The 23,214-nt window shown below is 60.2% G+C and carries 22 protein-coding genes; 13 read left to right on the top strand and 9 right to left on the bottom strand.

The genetic code is table 11. The features are described 5' to 3' along the window. Positions 1–24: 24 nt before the first annotated feature. A complete protein-coding gene (locus BJ917_RS04420; RefSeq protein WP_096510688.1) occupies positions 25–1,440 on the bottom strand; it encodes an MFS transporter in 1,416 nt (471 codons plus the stop codon). Positions 1,441–1,573: 133 nt separating this feature from the next. Here BJ917_RS04420 and BJ917_RS04415 point away from each other — a divergent pair, with 133 nt between their 5' ends. The 6 genes from BJ917_RS04415 to BJ917_RS04390 all read left to right on the top strand — a co-directional run bounded on the left by BJ917_RS04415 (position 1,574) and on the right by BJ917_RS04390 (position 8,612). After that, positions 1,574–2,461: a LysR family transcriptional regulator gene (locus BJ917_RS04415; RefSeq protein ID WP_121102205.1), complete on the top strand. Its 888-nt coding sequence runs from the start codon at positions 1,574–1,576 to the stop codon at positions 2,459–2,461. 538 nt (positions 2,462–2,999) lie between these two features. Then, a complete protein-coding gene (locus tag BJ917_RS04410) occupies positions 3,000–4,388 on the top strand; it encodes a diguanylate cyclase domain-containing protein (RefSeq protein WP_121102203.1) in 1,389 nt (462 codons plus the stop codon). A 6-nt stretch (positions 4,389–4,394) separates the two neighbouring features. Then, positions 4,395–5,723, top strand: a complete 1,329-nt coding sequence (locus tag BJ917_RS04405) for a glycosyltransferase (RefSeq protein ID WP_121102201.1) — start codon at positions 4,395–4,397, stop codon at positions 5,721–5,723. A 1-nt stretch (position 5,724) separates the two neighbouring features. After that, positions 5,725–6,546, top strand: coding sequence for a hypothetical protein (locus BJ917_RS04400; protein ID WP_096510696.1), 822 nt, complete (start codon positions 5,725–5,727; stop codon positions 6,544–6,546). Positions 6,547–6,552: 6 nt separating this feature from the next. Continuing rightward, on the top strand, positions 6,553–7,665 hold the full coding sequence (locus BJ917_RS04395; RefSeq protein ID WP_121102198.1) for an HlyD family secretion protein: 1,113 nt from the start codon (positions 6,553–6,555) through the stop codon (positions 7,663–7,665). Between the two features lie 2 nt (positions 7,666–7,667). Continuing rightward, positions 7,668–8,612, top strand: coding sequence for an NAD-dependent epimerase/dehydratase family protein (locus tag BJ917_RS04390; RefSeq protein ID WP_121102195.1), 945 nt, complete (start codon positions 7,668–7,670; stop codon positions 8,610–8,612). On the opposite strand, the gene BJ917_RS04385 is transcribed toward BJ917_RS04390, so the two are convergent. After that, positions 8,584–8,844 carry a hypothetical protein gene (locus BJ917_RS04385; RefSeq protein WP_121102192.1) on the bottom strand — a complete coding sequence of 87 codons (261 nt, stop codon included), beginning with the start codon at positions 8,842–8,844 and terminating at the stop codon, positions 8,584–8,586. The genes BJ917_RS04390 and BJ917_RS04385 overlap by 29 nt on opposite strands. A gap of 433 nt (positions 8,845–9,277) precedes the next feature. Between BJ917_RS04385 and BJ917_RS04380 the strand changes: the two genes are divergently transcribed. Together BJ917_RS04380 and BJ917_RS04375 are read left to right on the top strand one after the other, a co-directional pair. After that, on the top strand, positions 9,278–10,342 hold the full coding sequence (locus BJ917_RS04380; protein WP_096510704.1) for a hypothetical protein: 1,065 nt from the start codon (positions 9,278–9,280) through the stop codon (positions 10,340–10,342). Positions 10,343–10,375: 33 nt separating this feature from the next. Further along, complete coding sequence (locus tag BJ917_RS04375; protein ID WP_096510706.1) at positions 10,376–10,729, top strand: DUF1428 domain-containing protein; 354 nt, start codon at positions 10,376–10,378, stop codon at positions 10,727–10,729. A gap of 15 nt (positions 10,730–10,744) precedes the next feature. On the opposite strand, the gene BJ917_RS04370 is transcribed toward BJ917_RS04375, so the two are convergent. Continuing rightward, complete coding sequence (locus tag BJ917_RS04370; protein WP_096510708.1) at positions 10,745–10,939, bottom strand: hypothetical protein; 195 nt, start codon at positions 10,937–10,939, stop codon at positions 10,745–10,747. A gap of 60 nt (positions 10,940–10,999) precedes the next feature. Between BJ917_RS04370 and thpR the strand changes: the two genes are divergently transcribed. Next, the gene (gene thpR / locus BJ917_RS04365) at positions 11,000–11,539 is read left to right on the top strand and encodes an RNA 2',3'-cyclic phosphodiesterase (protein WP_121102189.1); all 540 of its coding nucleotides are present in this window, start codon (positions 11,000–11,002) and stop codon (positions 11,537–11,539) included. Positions 11,540–11,768: 229 nt separating this feature from the next. On the opposite strand, the gene BJ917_RS04360 is transcribed toward thpR, so the two are convergent. The 5 genes from BJ917_RS04360 to BJ917_RS04335 form a co-directional block, all read right to left on the bottom strand. Next, positions 11,769–12,866: a polyamine ABC transporter substrate-binding protein gene (locus tag BJ917_RS04360; protein WP_121102186.1), complete on the bottom strand. Its 1,098-nt coding sequence runs from the start codon at positions 12,864–12,866 to the stop codon at positions 11,769–11,771. Positions 12,867–13,016: 150 nt separating this feature from the next. Further along, positions 13,017–13,901, bottom strand: a complete 885-nt coding sequence (locus BJ917_RS04355) for an ABC transporter permease subunit (RefSeq protein ID WP_096510713.1) — start codon at positions 13,899–13,901, stop codon at positions 13,017–13,019. Then, positions 13,898–14,779: an ABC transporter permease subunit gene (locus BJ917_RS04350; protein WP_172901670.1), complete on the bottom strand. Its 882-nt coding sequence runs from the start codon at positions 14,777–14,779 to the stop codon at positions 13,898–13,900. Before BJ917_RS04350 ends, BJ917_RS04355 begins: the two co-directional genes overlap by 4 nt. Before the next feature lie 29 nt (positions 14,780–14,808). Next, on the bottom strand, positions 14,809–15,951 hold the full coding sequence (potA, locus tag BJ917_RS04345; protein WP_096510717.1) for a polyamine ABC transporter ATP-binding protein: 1,143 nt from the start codon (positions 15,949–15,951) through the stop codon (positions 14,809–14,811). Between the two features lie 322 nt (positions 15,952–16,273). Further along, on the bottom strand, positions 16,274–17,035 hold the full coding sequence (locus BJ917_RS04335) for a gamma-glutamyl-gamma-aminobutyrate hydrolase family protein (RefSeq protein WP_121102180.1): 762 nt from the start codon (positions 17,033–17,035) through the stop codon (positions 16,274–16,276). Between the two features lie 281 nt (positions 17,036–17,316). Here BJ917_RS04335 and BJ917_RS04330 point away from each other — a divergent pair, with 281 nt between their 5' ends. The 4 genes from BJ917_RS04330 (at position 17,317) to BJ917_RS04305 (ending at position 22,687) form a co-directional block, all read left to right on the top strand. Then, positions 17,317–18,693 (top strand): glutamine synthetase family protein, encoded by a 1,377-nt coding sequence (locus tag BJ917_RS04330; protein WP_121102178.1) that lies wholly within the window; start codon positions 17,317–17,319, stop codon positions 18,691–18,693. A gap of 260 nt (positions 18,694–18,953) precedes the next feature. Further along, the gene (locus BJ917_RS04320; RefSeq protein ID WP_121102170.1) at positions 18,954–20,444 is read left to right on the top strand and encodes an aldehyde dehydrogenase; all 1,491 of its coding nucleotides are present in this window, start codon (positions 18,954–18,956) and stop codon (positions 20,442–20,444) included. A gap of 52 nt (positions 20,445–20,496) precedes the next feature. Next, complete coding sequence (locus tag BJ917_RS04315) at positions 20,497–21,774, top strand: FAD-binding oxidoreductase (protein ID WP_096510725.1); 1,278 nt, start codon at positions 20,497–20,499, stop codon at positions 21,772–21,774. 364 nt (positions 21,775–22,138) lie between these two features. After that, positions 22,139–22,687: a cupin domain-containing protein gene (locus tag BJ917_RS04305; RefSeq protein WP_096510727.1), complete on the top strand. Its 549-nt coding sequence runs from the start codon at positions 22,139–22,141 to the stop codon at positions 22,685–22,687. A gap of 17 nt (positions 22,688–22,704) precedes the next feature. Here BJ917_RS04305 and BJ917_RS04300 read toward each other — a convergent pair whose 3' ends face one another. Then, positions 22,705–23,130, bottom strand: a complete 426-nt coding sequence (locus tag BJ917_RS04300) for a hypothetical protein (protein ID WP_121103094.1) — start codon at positions 23,128–23,130, stop codon at positions 22,705–22,707. Between the last annotated feature and the right edge of the window lie 84 nt (positions 23,131–23,214).

The raw sequence follows: 23,214 nt of genomic DNA, 5'->3' as shown, positions 1-23,214 counted from the left end.
ACACGGTCAGTCAGGCAGGGCGCGTTATCGTTGACGTCCATCGCGAGCAAGCATCGCTCCTACAATGAACGCGGCGCCGATCAGGCCTAACGCCACGGCAAATGTTATGCGCATGCCGTGGGCAACAGCTTGCGGGGGCGCGGTAACGACCGTCGCCGAAGCCAACGCAAACACCGCCCCCAACACCGAAGCCCCGGTGATCAACCCCAGATTACGCGACAGGTTGAGCAATCCGGACACCACCCCCCGTTGTTCCGGCTGGACATCGGCCATCACCGCCGTGTTGTTGGCGGTCTGGAACACCGCATAACCCAGGGTGATCACGACCATGGGTGCAAGGTAGCCGCCGATACCCAAGGTGCTCGGCAACACCGACAACAGCAGGCAGCCGAGCGCGATGGCGACCAGCCCGGCGAGGGTCATGCGCCGGGCACCGAAGCGGTCGGCAATGCGCCCCGCAGGCACCCCGGTCAGTGCGGCGACCAAGGGCCCGACCGACAGCACCAGCCCGACCTCGACGGCACTCAAGCCAAGGGCCTGCGCCAGATAGAACGGCCCGACCACCAGCGTGCCCATCATCACCGTGGTCACCAACAGGCTCATGAGAAGGCTGCCACTGAGCGGCCGATCGCGAAACATCGCCAAGCGAATCAACGGCGCGGCGACACGCTTCTCCACCCACACAAACGCCCCGACACCCACGCAAGCCAACAGCAGCAGAGCGATATTCAGCGCGCCAAAATGGCCACGTCCGAGGGTCATGGCCAGCGCATAGGCGGCGAGCGTCAGGGCCAGCAGCAGGGTGCCCAGTGGATCGAACGCGGCCCGAGCGGTCTTTGCCCGGTGCTGATCGGCAGGCAAATAGCGATGGGCGAGCACAAGGGTCAACAAGCCCAGGGGCACCGTGATCAGGAAGATCGCCCGCCAACCCGACCCGGCGATCAGCACACCGCCGAGCGACGGTCCCATCGCCGTACCGATGGCCGACATTGTGCCCAGCAAACCCATGGCGCTGCCGGTCTTGTCCTTGGCCACCGTCTCGCCCACAAACGCCAGGGTCAGCGCCATCATGATCGCCGCGCCGAGACCTTGCAGCGCCCGCGCGCCGATCAACAGTTCCAGGCTCGGCGCCAGGCCGCACAAGGCCGAAGCCAGGCTGAACAAAGCGATCCCGGTCAACAGCAGGCGCCGCCGACCCATGAGGTCACCGAGGCGACCGACGCTGACGATCAGGGTGGTGATGGCCAGCAGGTAGGCGAGGACGATCCACTGCACCTGTTGAAAGGACGCATTGAAGACCTGGGCCAGTGTCGGCAGGCCGACATTGGCGATGCTGGTGCCCAGGGATGACAACAACATCGACAGCGACAGGCTGGCCAGCGCCCACCTGACAGACAATGTCCGTTCCCTGCTTTCTGTGACAGCTGCTGTGGAATCCATGGGGGTCCTCTTTTCTGGCCACTCCCGATTGGAGCTACCGCAAATCTACGCCCGCGCCTAACATGGCGGAAGGCGCATCGGTTGCACTTGATACGTGCGTCTGACGCCATCTCACTGAGCCACGGTGCCCTTCATGTCGACGCCCGATTTCAACTTGCTGCTCACACTGGATGTCCTGCTGACCGAGGGCAGCGTGGCGCGGGCCGCCAAGCGCTTGGGCCTGAGTCCGTCGGCCATGAGCCGGGCGCTGGCGCGCTTGCGTGAAACCACGGGCGATCCGCTGCTGGTCAGGGCCGGGCGCGGCCTGGTGCCGACGCCGAGGGCACTGGCGTTGCGTGAGCGGGTCAGTCAGCTTGTGCTGGAGGCTGAAACGGTACTGCGCCCGGCCGAGCAGCCTGACCTCCAACAGCTGGTGCGCACTTTTACCCTGCGCACCAGCGAAGGTTTTGTCGAAAACTTCGGTGCCGCGCTGATCGCACGCATTGCCGAAGAAGCGCCGGGTGTGCGCCTGCGTTTCGTGCACAAACCCGACAAGGACAGCACGTCACTGCGTAATGGCACGGTCGATCTGGAAACCGGTGTCGTCGGCCACGCCGCTGGCCCGGAGCTGCGGACCCAGGGTTTGTTTCGGGATCGTTTCATCGGCGTAGTGCGTGCCGGGCATGCGCTGGGGAAGGGTGAGATCACGCCTGAACGTTATGCAGCGGGCAGCCACATCAGTGTGTCCCGCCGCGGGCTGGACAAGGGACCGATCGATGAAGCCCTGGCGCCCCTTGGTCTAGCGCGACAGATCGTGACCATTGTCGCCGGCTTCTCCACTGCACTGGCGCTCGCCCGCGCCAGCGACCTGATCGCCAGCGTGCCGGAACGCCACACTGCCAACCTGCGCGCGGGCATGCACAGCTTTGCGCTACCGCTGTCCCTGGCGGAGTTTACCGTGGCCATGCTGTGGCATCCGCGGCTGGATGCCGACCCGGTGCATCGCTGGTTGCGCGGCTGTCTCAGGGAAGTTTGCGCATAAGGACGCACCCATAAACAAGTTGCATGATCTATCGAGTGCCATGAACTTGATATTGAAATAATGGCTGATAAGCTGATGATAATAGTGATGGGTATTACTGTTTGGTTTGGTAATAAAAGACTGTTATTTTGATATAAAAATAATTTGAACTTATAGTGTGTTGCATTGTATTTGCGGCCGTTGGTCGTAAATGAAAAGAGCCGAGTGCAACTGGTTTCGAATTGCAGGTACTGCCAAATGGCGCAACGCTATCAATGATGTCAATTTGATTGGCAATCATTTATGGGTGAGGTTATTAGTTGGCTAGTTATTTTAACTGATTGAAAAATAAATAATTTCAAATTTGTCTCGTTTTTACTTTCGATCAAATTGCCCCGCGCTAAGATTTACAAAAATTCATTGAATTGTCTGAAGAGTTTTCGGCGGTCGGACTGTCAAAAAATAACTTCACAATTAAGCATGCGCTTCTCTGATGCGGTGCTAGTGTTGGTATCTCCTGTCAATCGCACTTCTCGGTCTCCTGTAGAGGGCGTATGTCATGCCGATTTCAAATCCGCGAATCGCGATACTCGGTAATAGAGTTCCCAGCCTGAATCTTCCCGAGATTGCACACTTTGCCGATTTTGCCAGCCTGTTGGCTGTCGCCGCATTTGATGTACTGCTGCTGGATATGCCCGGCACCCATGCGGGAAAATTCCTGCGCAAGTTGCGCTCCATCCGCCCCTATCGTTACACCCTCATCTACTGCTGCCGCGATCAGGATGCCTGGTGCGAAGCCCTGGGGGATGGCGCGTGCCCGGTCGACTCCAACGAAATCAAAACCAATTGGCGGAGCTGGCTGGAACGCTTCCGCCTGTTCAATAAAGAGGCCGCCCCGGAGCGCTTCGAAAGTCGGGTGCTGTCCTGGCTTTGGCTGCGCGACGATGCGCGCATCTATGCCCTGCGCGACCCGGAAGTGCCCCAGCATTATCGCTATCCGTTACTGGACGCGCTGGCGGACAACGAGCAAGTCAACTCGTTTGTCTGGTTGAGTCTGATGGCGCAACAGGACTGGCTGGAAGAGGGCGTTCTGGTCGACCGGGTTCGCCTCTGTGCGGACTGCGGCTCGGGCCGGCTCAATTACATCGATGTGTGCGCCGAATGCCAGGCCCTGGACATTTCCCGGCAACCTTCATTGCATTGTTTCACCTGCGGTCACGTCGGCCCCCAGGAATCCTTCCTCAAGGACGGGGTGTTGTTGTGCCCCAATTGCCTGAACCGTTTGCGCCACATCGGCAGCGATTACGACCGCCCGATGGAGAACTATCGCTGTCGGTCGTGCCAGGCGTTCTTTGTCGATGCCGAAGTGCAGGCCCGTTGCCTGGACTGCGGCCTGTCGCACACCCCCGACAAGTTGCGGGTGCGGGAGATCAGGGATTTCCGCCTGACCGAGGCCGGTCGTTTCCGCTGCCGCCAGGAGTTCAGTGATCGCTCGGCCCAGCACTTCGGTCGACTCACGCTGCTGGGCGGCAAGGATTTCTATGACCTGCTGACCTGGCAAATCCAGCTTGTGCGCCGCTACCCGGAGCCGGCCTTTTCGTTGATCGGCCTGCGCTTCGTCAATCTGAGCGGGGCCTTGTCGCGCCTGGGTGAACAACGCGGTCACGCGTTCATCGACAGCGTGACCGATCGGCTGAAGGAAACCGTCCGGGAAACGGACCGCTGCTCGCGAAGCACCGAGGAGTTCTTCTGGATCATGCTGCCCCATACCGATGCCAAGGGCCTGGCCATCGTCAAGCAACGCCTGGGCAAGGTCGCGGAATTGTTTTCCGCACCGGAGATCAGCGACATTTCCCTGCGTGTCATCAGCATCACGGCGCCCGAGGAACTGCTCGATCAGGAAGATGGCGAACTGCTTCTGGCCCGTCTGGCCAGTGAGCTGGGGTGACGCACCATGAGCCCATTGATGGAGCAACTCTACAACCTGATGGTTTCGCTCATGGGCTCGGATGGATTGAGCCGCTTGTTCTACATGCTTTTCCCCTTGTTCCTGATGTTCGAACTGCCGCTGATGATCATGGTGATGCTCGGGGTCTTGCGCTGGTTCACACGGCGACGCAGCCAGGTGCCGAAGATCAGCATTTATCGACCGAGAGTCTCTTGCATCATCACCTGCTACAGCGAAGGCATGGATGTGCAGACCACGCTGCTGAGCTTGTGCGAGCAGACGTACCAGGGCCACATCGAGATGATTCCCGTGGTGGATGGCGCCACGATGAACCAGGCGACACTCAGCGCCGTGCGCAGTTTCGACGTCGATCCGCAGTTGTACCCCAGGCGCCATTTGCGGCCGATCGCCAAATGGCAGCGTGGCGGAAGGGTGTCGTCATTGAACGCCGGCCTGTCGCTGGCCAGCGGTGAAATCGTGATGGCGCTCGACGGTGATACGTCCTTCGACAACAACATGGTCACCTCCATTGTGCGGCATTTCGAGGACCCTTCGGTGCCGGCGGTGGCCGGCAGCCTGCGCGTACGCAATGCCTGGTCATCCTGGGTCACCGCGATGCAGGCGCTGGAATACCTGTTGTCGATTCACATGTCGAAAATCGGTCTGTCCGAATGGAACCTGGTCAACAACGTCTCGGGAGCCTTTGGCGCGTTCCGGCGCAGTTTCCTGGTGAAAATCGGTGGCTGGAACACCCATACCGCCGAAGACCTGGACCTGACGTTGCGCATCAAAAGCTATTTCAAACGCCACGACCTGCGAATTCCTTTCGAGCCCGAGGCGGTCGGGCACACCGACGCGCCGGCTACGCTCAGGCAGTTCCTGATGCAACGATTGCGTTGGGACGGCGACCTGTATTTTCTCTACATCAGAAAGCACAACCACAACATCAACCCGCGCTTACTGGGCTGGCCGACCTTTGTGATGATCCTGCTCACGGGGTTCTTTTTTCAGTTGGTACTGCCATTCCTCATCTTCAGCTACACCTTGCTCGCCTTGTTCATTCTGCCGGGCAAGACGCTGCTGTTTCTGTTTGTGCTGGTCTATCTGCTGTACCTGATGATCACCGCGCTGTTGTTCTTCGCCATGTTGCTGATGGTCTCCGACCGACCCCGGCAGGACATGACCCTGGGGTTACTGGTGCCGGTCTTTCCGCTGTTCATGCTGATCCTGCGGTGCTGGAGCGCGGTGGCCATGCTCAACGAGATGTTCCGTCGCGGGCATGAAGAAAGCTCGATGGCGCCCTGGTGGGTACTCAAGCGAGCCACGAGGTTTTGATATGCGATCGATACTGTTTGCGCTGGCGCTGTGGTTACCGCCCGCGTTGATGGCGCAGGCGGCGCCGTCGACATGGTCCCAGGCCAGTTACGTGTGGGACAGCGAAACGCTGCTCGATCCCGGGCAGCGGGCAACTGAACTGGCGGCGCTGCGCAAGGCCGGGATGGACAAGATCTACCTGGGCCTCAAGTCGGCTCAGATTCGGGATCTGGGCACCACCCGCCAAGGGTTGGAGCAATTGCTGCGGGACGCGGCCAGAGAGGGGGTTCAAGTGAGCCTGTTGCTGGGCGATCCGCAATGGATCGAACCCGAAGGGCGCCATCAGCTCACCGATCTGCTGGCGAAATTCAAGGGTCTGTCCTTCACCAGCCTGCACCTGGATCTGGAAGTCGAGCAGTTGGGCGTTCCCGTCCCCGATCAACGCTTGAAAAACCTGCTTGAGACCTTGCGCATGGCCGCCGCGCAGAGCCCCTGGCCGGTAGAAATGTCCAGCCACCCTCGCTGGTTCGCCGAGCCGAAACCCGGACAAACCTGTGTGCCCTGTGCGCTGCCCGACACGGGGGTGCGCCAGGTCAGCCTGATGATCTACACCCGCAACCCGAAAAACAGTGCGCGAATGGCCGAGCAGATCGCCAAACGCTGGCCCGCGCTGCAATTTCGCCTGGCACAGAGCACAGAGCCGCAGCTGGACGCCACGGAGTCCTGGGCCGGCGCGACCACCGAACAGTTGCAACACCAGACCAACGCCTGGCGTGAACAACTGCAACCTTTGGGGATTGCCGGCATCGACTGGCAGGCCTGGCGAGACTTTCCAAAACGGTGAGCCGTGATGAAGATTCGTTTCGATAGTCGCAAGGAGTTGAACCCGACTCAAGAACAGGGCTTGAGTGTGCTCTACGCTCCCAGCAAGCGCGCGGCGTTTCGCGTGCGCTGGTATCTGATCCTGTTGCTGGTGGCGAGTCCGTTGATCTGGCTGGGGGGCAAGCTGGTGTACGGCATGCTGATGATCGACGCCCCGGCGCAATTGCGCTTGCCGATTCTGGAGGTGCGCGCCCGGGATGCCGGACGGGTCGAGCAATTGTTCGTCAAGGCCGGTGACCAGGTGCGGGTCAATCAACCCCTGGCCAATCTCGATAACCCCGAATGGCGAGCCCGGCTTGCGCAACTCGCCGCCATCCCGCCGGACACCGCGCGGGCGAGCAATGCCAAACTGGGCGGCCGTGAGCGCCAGTTGCTCCAGACCCGGATTGCCCGTTCGCAGGATCGCATCAGGGTGCTTGAGGATCTGGTGATACGGGGCGCCGTGTCCCGTGGCGAAGTGCTGGCGGCCCAGTCCGAACTCGACAGTTTCAAGGCCGACTTGCTGGCGTTCGAGCGCCGCGAGCAACTGGCCAATCAGCCATTGAGCGAGGAGCGCGACAAGGTTCAACGCAACGCCGAGCAGAAGTGGTTGCAAACGCGCCTCGCCGCGCTGCCGGTCACGGCCGCGCAGAGCGGGCGGGTGGCGGAAGTGCTGGTCAACCCCGGCGAAAACGTCGGCGCCGGCACCTTGCTGATGCGCATCGAACAGATGGAGGAGCCGCTGCTGTGGATCTATCTGGAACCGCTCAATATCAGCCATGCCGGGATCGGCCAGCCGTTGCGCGTGCGTATGCCCGACGGCAAATGGTTGACGGCCCGGGTGGTCCAGTCCGTGGACAGTGCCGGTCGTACGCCGACGGTGTTGCGGAGGCCATTTGCCGCCAGCGAGATGGGTTTGCAGGTCGCCGCCCGGTTCGATCACCCATTGCCGCCGCGCTGGCGCATTGATCAATTGCCGTTGAATGTCCGCTTTCCGACTGATTGGGATCAAATGGTCACCGACAGCCGTGAGTTCATTGAAGAGTTGGGCGACTTCATTGCCATGTATCGACCCGACACCAACGTGCAGGGGAGTAAATAGTCATGACAGAGCGAATTCTGGTGACGGGCGGTGCCGGTTTCATCGGTTCGCACCTGGTCGAAGCACTGCTTGAAAACGGCTACGGCGTGCGGGTGCTGGACGACCTTTCCACAGGAAAACTGTCGAACTTACCGATTGATTGCTGCCACTTGTCCCTGGTGGTGGGGGATGTCGCCGACGCGCCGACGGTGACGCGGGCGATGAAAGACTGTAGCGCGGTGGTGCATCTGGCGGCGGTGGCGTCGGTGCAGGCGTCGGTCGACGACCCGGTCGCCACGCACCAGAGCAACTTCGTCGGCACGCTGAACATTTGCGAGGCCATGCGTCAGGCGGGGGTCAAGCGGGTGGTCTATGCCTCCAGCGCGGCGATCTATGGCAACAACGGTGACGGCACCGCCATCACCGAGGACACGCCCAAGAATCCGCTGACGCCCTATGCGGCCGACAAGCTGGCCAGCGAACATTTTCTGGACTTCTATCGCCGCCAGCACAGCCTCGAACCGGTCATCCTGCGATTTTTCAATATTTACGGACCCCGTCAGGACCCGTCATCGCCGTACTCCGGCGTCATCAGTATTTTCAGTGAGCGAGGGCAAAAAGAACTCCCCATTACCGTTTACGGCGATGGGGAGCAAACGCGGGATTTTGTGTACGTCGGTGATCTGGTCAAGATCCTGGTAAAAGCGGTTGCTGAGCCGAAACCGGGCATCGAGGCGGTCAATGTCGGGTTCAACCGATCAACCAGCCTCAATGATCTGGCGACGCTGTTGAGCGAGCTGTTGGGGCGGCCGCTGACACTGAACTACAGTGCGGCGCGTCCCGGTGATATCAGGCATTCACGGGCCGATAACCGCCGCCTGCTGGAACGTTTTTCCCCGGCCTCGCCGACCTGTGTTGCCGACGGCCTGGGCCATCTGCTCAGGAGTATTGATTGCGGCAGGCGCTAGCGGCGAACTCGCTCGCCAGCAAATGCTCGGCCAGCACATCGTTGAGGAAACGGAACTGATCGTTGAGCCCGACCACTTCGTTGTTGAAGTGCTGGCCGGCGGATGGAATCAGCATTGCTTCGAATTTTTTGTCGAACACCAGGGTCAACACTTTACGAGACTCGAATGGCTGCGAGTAGTAGTTGTTGCCGAATACCGGGAAGCTCACGGACAGGGTGACTTCGTTGATCATGACGTGCGCTCCTGGGAGAGGACGAACCAGCCAAATACAGTCAACGTGAAGGCCGTCAGGGCCAAGCAGGTCAGGAGATGGATCAGCATGATTCGACCCTCCGCTACAGGTTTCGTGTTGGGTTGAGATTGATCCTACGCTGACGGTCGTCAGGCGGAAGGCATTCGTGGCGATGTTGAATATCGATGCAAGTGATGGTCGGTTTTGTGGGTGATCTCCCGGGCCCCATCGCGGGCAAGCCCGCTCCCACAGTGGTCAGTGGTGGAATACAGAGTTGTGAACACCCTTGATCCCTGTGGGAGCGGGCTTGCCCGCGATGGCGCCCGAAAGACCACCGCAAAACCAAATGGGCAACGGCCCGCACCTATACTCAAATCAGGGCCTTTCAAGCACCGGGCATTCGGTTCGGTGCAGACTTTCAGGAGCCGCGATCTTGAACCTGCGTTCGTTGATCGTCGCTGTATTGCTTGTGTTGGCGGGTTGCGTCACGGCGCCTCGCGCGCCGGTGGAAACGCCGCAGATCATGGTTGCGCCCAGCACCTGGCAGCAGGTGGACCGGGAGATTGTCGAGGCGTCGCAGTCGGCTACCGAGCAGACCAGAATCTACGCCCGCGGCGCCATGGATTACTGGCGCACGCGGGTCTACGAACTGACCGAACAAAACTTCATTCCCTGGTTCAGCAGCTACTGGACCCAGGAATGGCTGTCGATGAAAGTCAGCTGGTACACCATCAGCGCCAAGGGTGAACAGGATGCTTCGGAAAAGCGCCTGGCCGCTTATCTGCTGGAGCAATATCAGGAAAAAGTGCTGGCTCCGGCGGCGCTGGAGGTTGATCCGGATGCGATTCTCACCCTGGCGGCTGCCTTCTATGTGGACATCCTCAAGGAAGAACTGCAAAAAATCTCCCAGCGCCACGGCGTACCCATGGCTCAGCTCAATGGCCGCATCCAGAAAATCCCGGCGATTGCCCTCGGGCCACCACCGGCGCGCAACGCCTCGCTGTACCAGATCGTGTACGCCGAACCGCTGAACAACCTGCCGGCCTACGCCGCGCTGATCGACAAAATCCACAAGGCCGGGGGCGAAAAGGGCGTCGGTTCAACCGACATCGCCATGGCGCCGGTGGCCAGGCGCGCCAGCCGACGAATGGAAGCTGAAATGGCCCCACGAGGGGCGGCCAGTGCCGTGGCGGCGGCCGCCGGGAAACTCGCGGGCGGCTTGATTACCGTCGGGGTCGCGGGGGTTCGTGCCTTGATTCAATCCGCCGACCGGCCGGACAGCGAAGCGCTGATTCGCAGCAGTCTGGGCAACACGTTCGACAAGGCCTGGACCAAGCTGGTGCAGAACCCGACCACCGGTGTCATGGCCGGGACCCTGTACATGGCAGGGCAGATCGAAGGCAGCCTGGCTGCCAGCGCGCAACCGCCGGTCGGCCTGCCCGTCGATCATGTCGAATCGCAGCCGAGCCAATCGACTAATCAGCAGATCAACCCATGAACGTATTTACCTGTGAGCTCAAGGAGAACACCCATGTCTTACGTCAATGCTTTTGCCGCTGCGGTGCCCACCGCCAATCGTGAAAAATTCAAGAAGCACGCCGAAATCGCTGCCGGGATTTTCAAGGAGAACGGGGCTCTGAGCGTGGTCGAGTGCTGGGGCAATGATGTGCCTGACGGCAAGGTGACGTCGTTCCCGATGGCCGTGAAACTCAAGGCAGACGAAACCGTGGTATTCGGCTGGCTCATCTGGCCGGACAAGGCCACCAGCGATGCGGCGATGGAAAAAATGATGGCCGACCCGAGAATGCAGCCGGACGCCAATCCGATGCCGTTCGATGGCCAACGCATGATCTTCGGCGGTTTTGAAACGATCGTGAAGGCGTGAACCACCACCGCAGGATCACTCGGATGAAGGGGTGATCCTGCAACTCTTGCGGTTGCGAATCTCGCTGTCCGTGGGCCGTTCCCTGACGAACTCGAAGCGCGGCTCACCTTCGTTGTAGTGAACCAGCCAGCCCCATTCCAGCTCGAACTCGTCCTGACCGGGTTTCGGTGGCACGGCCCACCATGGCTCTTTGCTGATGATTTCTCGCATGGCCCCCTCCAGTTTTAGCGTTTGCATGAACTATAACTTGGATGTCAGGAGGTGCCACGCATGAGCGACGAATCCCGTGAGCCATTCAAACGGCTGTTTTTTGCCCTGGACTGTGCGCCGGCGCAACGCAAGGCCATCGCCCAATGGCGTAGCGCGCTGCAACTGAGGAACGGGCGGCCAGTACCGGCGGAGAACTTCCACCTGACCCTGAAATTCCTCGGGTCGGTCGGTACGGCGCAGATTGCCGATATCTGTAAGGCGGCCGCGTCCATCCGTACCTCGGGCGAGCGATTGACCGTTGTGCTGGATCGGCTCGATGTATGGCGCAGAGCAGGGGTGTTGGTCCTGGCGCCGGAGCAGGCGCCGCCGGCATTGTTGCGGCTGGTGTATGACCTGGAACAGGCCGTGCTGCCGTTTGCGCCGCAAGATGCGCCACGGGAGTTTCGCCCGCACCTGACCCTGGCGCGTGACTTTCGCGCACCGGTGCCCGAGTCCGCCACGCCACCGGAGTTTTTCCTGCGCGCCGACCGTTTCGCTCTGTTCGAATCCCACAAGGGCCGCTACCTGGCGCTGGCCTCGTGGCCGCTGGGTAACGCGTAAACGAAAAAAAGGCGCCCAAGGGCGCCAAACTTCACCTTAACCGAGGAGCCAGGTGAGCGACGCAGCGGTGGTAAGGCGCTGCGTGAACGGAAAAAGTTAAGCCTGATTTCTATGTTGAATGTTCCGGCCTCTTCGCGAGCAGGCTCGCTCCCACAGGGGAATGCATTTCATTGTCGGAGCGAGCCTGCTCGCGAAAGCGGTGTCAGATTCAACAGCCGTGCTGAGTGAACTATTTGCCGAGTTTTACCTTGGTCCAACCCCGGGTCATCACCCGCTGCACACCGATCGGCATATCAGGAATGGCATACAAGGTCGCCATGGTTTCCTGCGACGGGTACGAGCCCGGATCGTTGCGAATCGCTTCATCCACCAAGGGCGTTGCCGCCGCGTTGGCGTTGCTGTAGCCGATGCTGTTGGTGATTTCGGCAATGATGTCCGGGCGCATCAGGAAGTTCATGAACAGGTAGGCGTTCTCGACGTTGGCCGCATCCCGCGGGATGGCCACCATGTCGTAGAAACTGCCGGCGCCTTCTTTGGGGATGCTGTAGTCGATCTTCACCTTGTCGCCGGCTTCCTGGGCCCGGGCCTTGGCTTGCAGCACGTCGCCGGAATAACCGACGGCCACGCAGATATTGCCGTTGGCCAGGTCAGAGATGTACTTCGAGGAATGGAAGTACGCCACCGACGGGCGAATCTTCATGAACAACGCTTCGGCTTCGCTGATGTGCTGCTTGTCCTGATCGTTCACCGGGTAGCCCAGGTAGTGCAGGGCGGCCGGGAGCATTTCAGTTGGCGAATCGAGGAAACTGATACCGCAGGCTTTCAGTTTTTCCGCGTTTTCCGGCGTGAACAGCAAGTCCCAGGAGTTGGTCGGGGCGTTGGCGCCGAGCACTTCCTTGACCTTGTCCGGGTTGAAACCAATGCCGATCGAGCCCCACATGTACGGGAACGCATGGGCGTTATCCGGATCACTGGCGGAGGCGTTCTTCAACAGCACCGTGTTGAGGTTTTTCCAGTTCGGCAGTTTGGATTTGTCCAGTTCCCGATAGACGCCGGCCTTGACCTGCTTGGCCAGGAAACTGTTGGACGGCACGACGATGTCGTAGCCTGATTTGCCCGCCAGCAGGCGAGCTTCAAGGGTTTCGTTACTGTCGAACACATCGTAGGTCACCTGGATCCCGGTCTCGTCTTCGAATTTCTTGACGGTGTCCGGGGCAATGTAATCCGACCAGTTGTAGACGCGCAGAACCTTGTCATTGGCCTGGGCGCCGGTGGCAATCGCGCCCAATAAGGACAGTGTCAGCAGAGTCCTGCCAAACATTTTCATCGGTACAACTCCATTTCTTTTTTATTCAAATCACACTTCGTGTAGGAGCGAGCCTGCTCGCGAAAAACTCAAGGACGACGCGTTCATTCAGGTAGCCAACGTTATCGTTTACGTCCATCGCGAGCATGCTCGCTCCTACAGGGGGTGGTGCTAGGCCGTTGCTTCTACCATTTGCTTCTTAGGTTGCTGCCACGATTCGCTGGCGGTCTGGTCCATGGCTTCCTGAATCGCCCGTTTGCGGCTGGCTTCGGCGCGGCGGCTGAAGTACCAGACCATGAAGGTCACGATCGACACCGCCAGCAGAATCAGGCTGGCCACGGCGTTGATCTCGGGCTTCACGCCCAGGCGCACCGCCGAGAACACTTCCATCGGCAGGGTCGTGGAACCCGGGCCGGAAACGAAGCTCGCCAGTACCAGGTCATCCAGGGACAGGGCAAAGGACATCATGCCGCCGGCCGCCAGTGACGGCGCGATCATCGGGATGGTGATCAGGAAAAACACCTTGAACGGCTTGGCCCCGAGGTCCATGGCCGCTTCTTCGATGGACAGATCCAGCTCGCGAAGGCGGGCGGAGACTACCACCGCCACGTAGGCGGCACAAAACGTGGTGTGAGCGATCCAGATCGTCACGATGCCGCGTTCCATCGGCCAGCCGATCAATTGCGCCATGGCCACGAACAGCAGCAACAGCGACAGACCGGTGATCACTTCCGGCATCACCAGCGGCGCGGTCACCAGGCCACCGAACAGCGTGCGACCCTTGAAGCGCGTCACCCGAGTCAGGACGAACGCGGCCAGTGTTCCCAGTGCGACGGCGGCAACCGCCGTATAGCAGGCGATTTCCAGCGAGCGCACCACCGAGCCCATCAGTTGCGAGTTGTCGAGCAGGCCGGCGTACCACTTGAACGACCAGCCACCCCACACCGTCACCAGCTTCGAGGCGTTGAACGAGTAGATCACCAGAATCAGCATCGGCAGGTAGATGAACGACAAGCCGAGCCACAGCATCATTTTCGAGAAACCGAAACGTTTCATCCCCGTGCCTCCATTTCTTTGGCCTGGCTGCGGTTGAACAGCAGAATCGGCACAATCAGGATCAACAGCATGACCACCGCCAGGGCGGACGCCACCGGCCAGTCGCGGTTATTGAAGAACTCTTGCCACAGCACGCGACCGATCATCAGCGTCTCCGGGCCGCCCAGCAGTTCCGGAATCACGAACTCGCCCACCACCGGAATGAACACCAGCATGCAACCGGCGATGATGCCGTTCTTGGCCAGCGGCACGGTGATCTTCCAGAAGCTGTTGAAGGTGCTCGAACCCAGGTCCGATGCGGCTTCCAGCAGGCTCTGATCGTGCTTCACCAGGTTGGCGTACAGCGGCAGGATCATGAACGGCAGATACGCATACACCACGCCGATATAGACGGCAGTGTTGGTGTTGAGGATCTCGATCGGGTGATCGATCAGCCCGGTCCACAGCAGGAAGGCGTTGAGCAAACCGTTGTTGCTGAGGATGCCCATCCACGCATAGACGCGGATCAGGATCGCCGTCCAGGTCGGCATCATGATCAGCAGCATCAAGACGTTTTGCGCTTCCTTGCTCGCCTTGGTGATGGCGTAGGCCATCGGAAAACCGATCACCAGGCACATCAACGTACTGAACAGCGCGACCTTCAACGAACCGAGGTACGCCGAGATGTAAAGCTCATCTTCGCCCAGCAACGTGTAGTTGCCGATGTTGAGCAGCAGATTGAATTTCTGCTCGGCGTAGGTGTAGATCTCCGAGTAGGGCGGAATGGCCAGGGCTGCTTCGGAAAAGCTGATCTTCATCACCAGGAAGAACGGCAACATGAAGAACAGGCACAGCCACAGGAACGGAATGCCGATGACGATCTTGCGACCGCTGGGCACCAGGCGCAGGAATTGCTGATTGAAGGTTTTCATGCGCGCAGTACCACGCCGCTGTCGTCTTCCCACCACACGTAGACCTGATCGTCCCAGGTCGGACGTGCCCCACGGCGTTCGGCGTTGGCCATGAACGACTGCACGACTTTGCCGCCAGGCAGTTCGACGTAGAACACCGAGTGACCGCCGAGGTAGGCGATGTCATGCACTTTGCCGCTGGACCAGTTGTAGCGGGTGTCGGGCTTGGTGGTGCTGACCAGCAGTTTTTCCGGGCGGATCGCGTAGGTGATCGACTTGTCCTGCACCGAGGTGCTGACGCCGTGACCGACGTAGATCTTCTGCTCCAGGTCCGGGCTGTGAATGATCGCGTGACCTTCCAGGTCTTCCACCACCTGGCCGTCGAAGGCGTTCACGTTGCCGATGAATTCGCAGACCATGCGGCTGACCGGTGCTTCGTAGATATCGACCGGGCTGCCGATCTGGGCGATCCAGCCCAGGTGCATGATCGCGATGCGCTGGGCCATGGTCATGGCCTCTTCCTGGTCGTGGGTCACCATCACGCAGGTCACGCCGACGCGCTCGATGATCTCCACCAGTTCCAGCTGCATTTGCGAACGCAGCTTTTTATCCAGTGCACCCATGGGTTCGTCGAGCAACAGCAACTTCGGCCGCTTGGCCAGGGAGCGGGCCAGGGCCACGCGCTGACGCTGGCCGCCGGACAACTGATGGGGTTTGCGCTTGGCGTACTGGGTCATGTGCACCAGACGCAGCATCTCGTCCACGCGGGCGTCGATTTCAGCGGCGGGCAAACGGTCCTGCTTGAGGCCGAAGGCGATGTTCTGCGCCACGGTCATGTGTGGGAACAGGGCATAGGACTGGAACATCATGTTGATCGGCCGCTCGTAGGGCGGCATGTCGGTGATGTCCACGCCGTCGAGCAGAATCCGCCCTTCGGTCGGGCGTTCGAAGCCGGCGAGCATGCGCAGCAGCGTCGATTTGCCGGAACCGGAACCACCGAGCAGGGCAAAGATTTCGCCCTGATGAATCTCCAGGGACACATCGTCCACGGCGGTGGTCTCGTCGAATTTCTTGGTGACGCGATCGACTTTCACCAACACCTTTTTCGGTGCCTGGTGACCTTCAAGGGCCTTCCTGTAAATGCTGGAGGCGTTTGCCATGTGAAACTCCCAACAGGTTTCAGTCGCCAGGCCAACGCGGCCCGACTTAATAGTTGTTTGCAAACCCGGCTCTGGCTCTTGTGGGAGCAAAGCTTGCTCGCGATGGCGGTGCATCAGGCGACATCAATGTTGGTTGATCCGTCGCCATCGCGAGCAAGCTTTGCTCCTACAGGGTTACCGTTTCAGCCGGGTTTATCCGGTGCCGCCTTCCTGGCTGCGGTACTTGTTTTTATTGCAGTGTGTTGTTGTCGCGGGCGACGGGCGCGCAAAGGCACGCCCGCATGACCCGCGGGGGCAGTAAATTGATGTTCAGTGCTTTACGTCAGCGCGCGTTCCGCAGCGCCGCCCGTTGCCGGCACGCTTCGCCGAACGCCTGGAAAATGCTCAAGTAAGGCGGATTGTCCAGGACCTGCCATTCCGGGTGCCATTGCACGCCGAGGGCGAAGGCCTTGCTGTTCTCCACCGAGACTGCCTCGATCAAACCATCGGGAGCCACGGCTTCGGCGCGCAGGCCGGGGGCCAATCGGTCGATGCCCTGGCTGTGAATCGAATTGACCTGGAACACCGCAGGCAGATCCAGGGCTTCGAACACACCGCCCGGTTGCACCTTGACCGCATGGGCCGGTGCGTATTGCACGGCCAGGTCCGGGTGGTTGGCTTCGCGATGATCGAGGAAGCCGGGAAGTTCATGGACTTTCTGATGCAGGCTGCCACCGAACGCCACGTTCATCTCCTGAAAGCCACGGCAGATACCGAGTACCGGCACGCCGGCGGCGATGGCCGCACGGATCAGGGGAAGGGTGGTGCGATCCCGCTGGGGATCGTGTTCCGTGCCGGGAGCGCTGTCGGGGCCTTGATAGTGGAAGGGTTCCACATTCGATGGCGAGCCGGTCAGCAACAGACCGTCGAGCTGCGGCAGCAGATCCTCGATTTCGGTCAGTTCAGCCAGGGAAGGAATGACGACGGGCAACCCCAGCGCGGCAACGCTGACAGTACGCAAGTACTTGTCGCCGCTGACATGGTAGGGGTGCAGGCCAATCTGTTTGACGCACGCAGTAACGCCGATCAATGGCTTGAATGCCATTTTTATCACCTCGAAGTTTCACACTTGAACGAGCTTTTCCGGAGCTTAGCCTTGTTGATTTTAATTAACAACTCTCATGTAAAAAATTCTAAACGCCGCACGTCCGATCTTCAGGGTTTACGCGTGTTTGGCGGCCAATCTGGCACTCTCGTACTCCTGAGAGGCCCGAAAATAAACGCTGAAAGGCTGAGTGTTCGCTATTGACTTCACTTTGCCTTTCGGATTGACTGGCTACGTGAAAGGGCGGTGAACATAATAATTAACAGCTTAATAGGTGCCTCATGTCGGTCCCCTCGCGTGCCGTTCAACTCAACGAAGCAAACGCATTCCTTAAGAAACATCCTGAGGTTTTGTACGTCGACCTTCTGATTGCGGATATGAACGGCGTGGTGCGCGGCAAGCGCATCGAACGCACCAGTCTCCACAAGGTTTACGAGAAAGGCATTAACCTGCCGGCGTCTCTGTTTGCTCTGGATATCAATGGTTCCACGGTGGAAAGCACCGGCCTGGGTCTGGACATCGGTGACTCCGACCGGATCTGCTACCCGATCCCCGGCACCCTGAGCATCGAGCCGTGGCAGAAGCGCCCGACTGCACAGTTGCTGATGACCATGCACGAGCTGGAAGGCGAGCCGTTCTTCGCCGACCCGCGTGAAGTGCTGGCCAATATCGTGCGCAAGTTCGACGACCTGGGCCTGACCATCTGCGCCGCGTTCGAACTGGAGTTCTACCTGATCGACCAGGACAACGTGAACGGGCGTCCACAATCGCCACGTTCGCCGGTATCGGGCAAGCGTCCGATGTCGACCCAGGTGTACCTGATCGACGACCTCGACGAATACGTCGACTGCCTGCAGGACATTCTTGAAGGTGCGAAAGAACAGGGCATCCCGGCTGACGCCATCGTCAAGGAAAGCGCCCCGGCGCAGTTCGAAGTCAACCTGCACCACGTGGCCGACCCTATAAAGGCCTGCGATTACGCGGTCCTGCTCAAGCGTCTGGTGAAGAACATCGCCTACGACCACGAGATGGACACCACCTTCATGGCCAAGCCGTATCCGGGCCAGGCGGGCAACGGTCTGCACGTGCACATTTCGATTCTCGACAAGGAAGGCAACAACATCTTTGCCAGCGAGGATCCCGAGCAGAACGCCGCGCTGCGACACGCGATCGGCGGTGTGCTCGAGACCCTGCCGGCGCAGATGGCGTTCCTTTGCCCGAACGTCAACTCGTACCGTCGTTTCGGCGCGCAGTTCTACGTACCGAACTCGCCGAGCTGGGGCATCGACAACCGCACTGTGGCGGTGCGTGTACCGACCGGTTCGCCGGACGCCGTGCGCATCGAACACCGTGTAGCCGGTGCCGACGCCAACCCGTACCTGCTGCTGGCATCGGTGCTGGCGGGTGTGCACCACGGCCTGACCAACCAGATCGAACCGGGTTCGCCGGTGGAAGGCAACAGCTACGAGCAAAACGAGCAAAGCCTGCCGAACAACCTGCGCGATGCACTGCGTGAGCTGGACGACAGCGAAGTCATGGCCAGATACATCGACCCGATGTACATCGACGTGTTCGTGGCGTGCAAGGAAAGCGAACTGGCCGAGTTCGAAAACTCCATCTCGGACCTTGAGTACAACTGGTACTTGCATACCGTCTAAGACGAACAACACCGATCAACTGTGGGAGCGAGCCTGCTCGCGAAGATGGCGGCACATTCAACATGGATGTCGCCTGACACTCCGCCTTCGCGAGCAGGCTCGCTCCCACAGTGCCAGACACAAAAACCTGTAGGAGCAAAGCTTGCTCGCGATGGCGGCGGATCAATCAACATTGATGTTGCCTGGCACACCGCTATCGCGAGCAAGCTTTGCTCCCACAGGTCTTGCGATCACTTATTCCCCTGCGTCGAGTCACAACCATGACAATCACTCGCAGCGACTGGGAGCAACGCTTCCAGTCCCTCAACATCGAAAGCCGTGCCTTCATCGACGGTCAATATTGCGCGGCCGCCAGTGGCGCCACGTTCGAATGCGTAAGCCCGGTAGACGGCCGCTTCCTGGCCAACGTCGCCAGCACTGACGAAGCCGATGCCAACGCCGCTGTTGCCGTTGCGCGTCGTACCTTCGAGTCCGGCGTCTGGGCCAACCTGGCTCCGGTGGAACGCAAGCGTATCCTGATCCGCTTCGCCGATCTGATCCTGGAAAACCGGGAAGAGCTGGCGCTGCTGGAAACCCTGGACATGGGCAAGCCCATCAGCGACTCGATGAACGTCGATGTCCCGGCGACCGCCAACGCGATCCGCTGGACCGCCGAAGCCATCGACAAAATCTACGATGAAGTCGCCGCCACGCCCCACGATCAGCTTGGCCTGGTGACGCGCGAACCGGCCGGCGTGGTCGCGGCCATCGTGCCGTGGAACTTCCCGCTGATCATGGCCAGTTGGAAATTCGCCCCGGCGCTGGCAGCGGGTAACTCGTTCATCCTCAAGCCTTCGGAAAAATCGCCGCTGACCGCGATCCGCATCGCGCAGCTTGCGCTGGAAGCGGGCATTCCCAAAGGCGTGTTTAACGTCCTGCCAGGCTACGGTCACACCGTCGGCAAGGCCTTGGCGCTGCACATGGACGTCGATGTGCTGGCCTTCACCGGCTCCACCGCGATTGCCAAGCAACTGATGATTTACGCCGGGCAAAGCAACATGAAGCGCGTCTGGCTGGAAGCGGGCGGCAAGAGCCCGCACGTGGTGTTCGCCGACGCACCGGACCTGCGCGTGGCCGCCCAGGCAGCGGCCAGCGGCATTGCCTTCAATCAGGGCGAAGTCTGCACCGCCGGCTCGCGCCTGCTGGTGGAACGTTCGATCCGCGACCAATTCATCCCGCTGCTGGTGGAAGCCTTGCAGGTATGGAAACCGGGGCACGCGCTGGATCCTGCAACAACGGTTGGCGCGGTCGTCGATCAGCGTCAACTGGATAACGTGTTGCGCTACATCGACATCGGTCGCGAGCAGGGCGCCGAGCTGATCGCCGGCGGCCAACGCACCCTCGAGGACACCGGCGGCCTGTACGTGGAACCGGCGATTTTCGACGGCGTGACCAACGCCATGACCATCGCCCGTGAAGAAATCTTCGGCCCGGTGCTGTCGCTGATCACCTTCGACACGGCTGAAGAAGCCCTGGCAATCGCCAACGACAGCATCTTCGGCCTGGCGGCAGGCGTGTGGACCAGCAACCTGAGCAAGGCCCACACCTTCGCCCGTGGCTTGCGCGCCGGCAGCGTCTGGGTCAACCAGTACGACGGCGGCGACATGACCGCGCCGTTCGGTGGCTACAAGCAATCGGGTAACGGTCGGGACAAATCGCTGCACGCGTTCGACAAGTACACCGAGCTCAAGGCGACCTGGATCAAGCTCTAACAACAATAAAAGCGGCGGCCGCCGGTTGAGCTGGTGGCCATCGGAGAATCTTATGAAACATGTAAACAGCTACTACGCCGCCACCCGCAACTTCACCGGCGACTTCCCGGTACTTGAAGAACTGGTGGAATGCGACGTCTGCGTGATCGGCGCCGGCTACACAGGCCTGTCCTCGGCTCTGTTCCTCGCCGAAGCGGGCTACAGCGTCACCGTGCTGGAAGCGGCCAAAGTCGGCTTCGGCGCCAGCGGTCGCAACGGCGGTCAACTGGTCAACTCCTACAGCCGCGACGTCGATGTCATCGAAGAGCGCTATGGCGACAGGACCGCAGAAGTGCTCGGCAGCATGATCTTCGAAGGCGCCGACATCATTCGCCAGCGCATACAGCACTACGACATCCAGTGTGATTATCGTCCGGGTGGCATCTTTGCCGCGCTGAACAAAAAGCAGTTCAAGGGCCTGGCCGAGCAGAAGAAAAGCTGGGAACGCTACGGCAACAAGAACCTGACCCTGCTCAGCGAGTCGGACATCAAGCGCGAAGTGGGTTGCGACAACTACGTCGGCGGCCTGCTGGACATGCAGGGCGGGCACATTCACCCGCTGAACCTGGCGCTGGGCGAAGCCTCGGCGATCATCGGCCTGGGCGGCAAGATTTTCGAACAATCGGCGGCGGTGGAAATCACCTACGGCGAACCGATCACCGTGCGCACCGCCAAAGGCGTGGTGCGGGCCAAGTACCTGCTGATCGCCGGTAACGCCTATCTGCCGCAAGGCCTGGACAACCGTGTCACCAGCAAGAGCATGCCGTGCGGTTCGCAGATCGTCGTCACCGAGCCGTTGACGGAGAAACAGGCCAAGAGCCTGATCACCAATAACTACTGCGTTGAAGACTGCAACTACCTGCTCGACTACTTCCGCCTGACCGCCGACAACCGTCTGCTCTACGGCGGTGGCGTGGTCTACGGCGCCCGCGAGCCGGACGACATTGAACAACTGATCCGCCCGAAAATCCTCAAGACCTTCCCGCAATTGAAGGACGTGAAGATCGACTACCGCTGGACCGGCAACTTCCTGCTGACCATGTCGCGCATGCCGCAATTCGGCCGTATCGAGAAAAACGCCTACTATATGCAGGGCTATAGCGGCCACGGCGTTACCTGCTCGCACCTGGCCGGCAAGCTGATCTCGGAAATGATCCGCGGCGACGCTGAACGCTTCGACGCCTTCGCTTCCCTGCCACACATGCCGATGATTGGCGGGCGCACGTTCTCCGCGCCGCTCACCGCCATGGGCGCCGTGTACTACTCGCTGCGCGACCGTTTCGGCATCTAAGCGTTACCTCGCCGGCGGTCGCCCCAAAAGGTACCGCCGGCTTTTTATTTACTTGAAACACCGCAACAACCCTGTGGGAGCGAGCCTGCTCGCGAAGAGGCCATATCAGCCACTATCGATGTCGCCTGACACACCGCTTTCGCGAGCAGGCTCGCTCCCACAGGTGGTGCAGTATCAGAACTGGCGGAAGTTTTTTTCTGCCGTTTATCGAACCTGCTTTGCAACACCAACAAACGTGATTTAATAGCCGCCTTTCACGTTTCCGGGACCGGAAAACGGCGTTATCCGCGCCTGCTCTCCACCCTTCCATTATCACTGCGGGAGCGAGCAATTTCGTTCCTGCAGGTTGGCACATAAGGCTGTCATGGATACGGGCTCACGACTCAAATTAGTACGCGAAAGCTACAAACTCTCCCAGCGCGAGCTGGCCCGGCGTAGCGGCGTCACCAATGCCACCATCTCGCTGATCGAACAGAATCGCGTCAGCCCCTCGGTCAGTTCCCTGAAAAAGCTGCTCGAAGGCATCCCCATGTCCCTGGCGGACTTCTTCACCTTCGACCAGCCCCCGCGCGAACACCAATACGTCTTCCGCGCCAGCGAACAACCTGACCTGGGCCGCCATGGCCTGCGCCTGCTGTTGATCGGCGCCTCCGTCCCGAGTCGGCAGATGCGCCTGCTGCGCGAGCAATACGCGCCGGGCGCCAGTTCCGGGGAAGAGCCGATCGTGCACTCCGAAGGCGAGGAGTGCGGGCTTGTGACCCGTGGCACAGTCGAGTTGACCGTGGATGGTCAGATCAGTGTATTGAACGCCGGAGACGGGTATTACTTCCCGACGACGCTGCCGCACAAGTTCCGGAATATTGGGGCGGATGAGGCCGAGATTATCAGCGCGAATACGCCGGCGAACTTCTGACGGCGGGCGTGAACCGGCTATTTTGCCTTCCATTGCCCGCCCCCTGATTCGCAATCGATCCTGGCCTGATCCATGTGTTCCGCGCCGTAATAATAAGTCGTGACCTGAGCATTATCCGGAATGTTCAGGGCATTGCTGTTCTTGTCCTTGCTGGTGGCGTGTGGGTTGGCCAGGGATTCTTGCGTCAGCGTGGCGGTGCAGGTGGCCTCATACAGATCGGCACATTTTTCGACTTTTTTCCGGGTGCTGGTCAGCATATCCCTGCCCTCGTTGCTGCACGACCAGTCAATCGCGTTGACCGGCATGCCTTCATATTCGTAGCAACTGTGGGTTTCGACGACGGGAACCGAGGGACTTTGGGATCGGGTCAGCACGTCGCAGCCTTCTGCGAATACCAGTGTGGGGCCAAGGCTGACGAGTAAAAGCAGTGGTCTATTGTTCATCGGGATTTCCTCTCCAATGGCGCCCTGATTGATCAAGGATCGGCGCTGATAGAGTTTCGAAAACGTGAACAAGTGCGCGGTTCC

Source organism: Pseudomonas sp. WPR_5_2 (assembly GCF_003634475.1).
Classification (GTDB): Bacteria; Pseudomonadota; Gammaproteobacteria; order Pseudomonadales; family Pseudomonadaceae; genus Aquipseudomonas; species Aquipseudomonas izuensis.
Note: the sequence above shows the minus strand (reverse complement) of the source record. Positions and strands in the feature narration are given on the sequence as shown.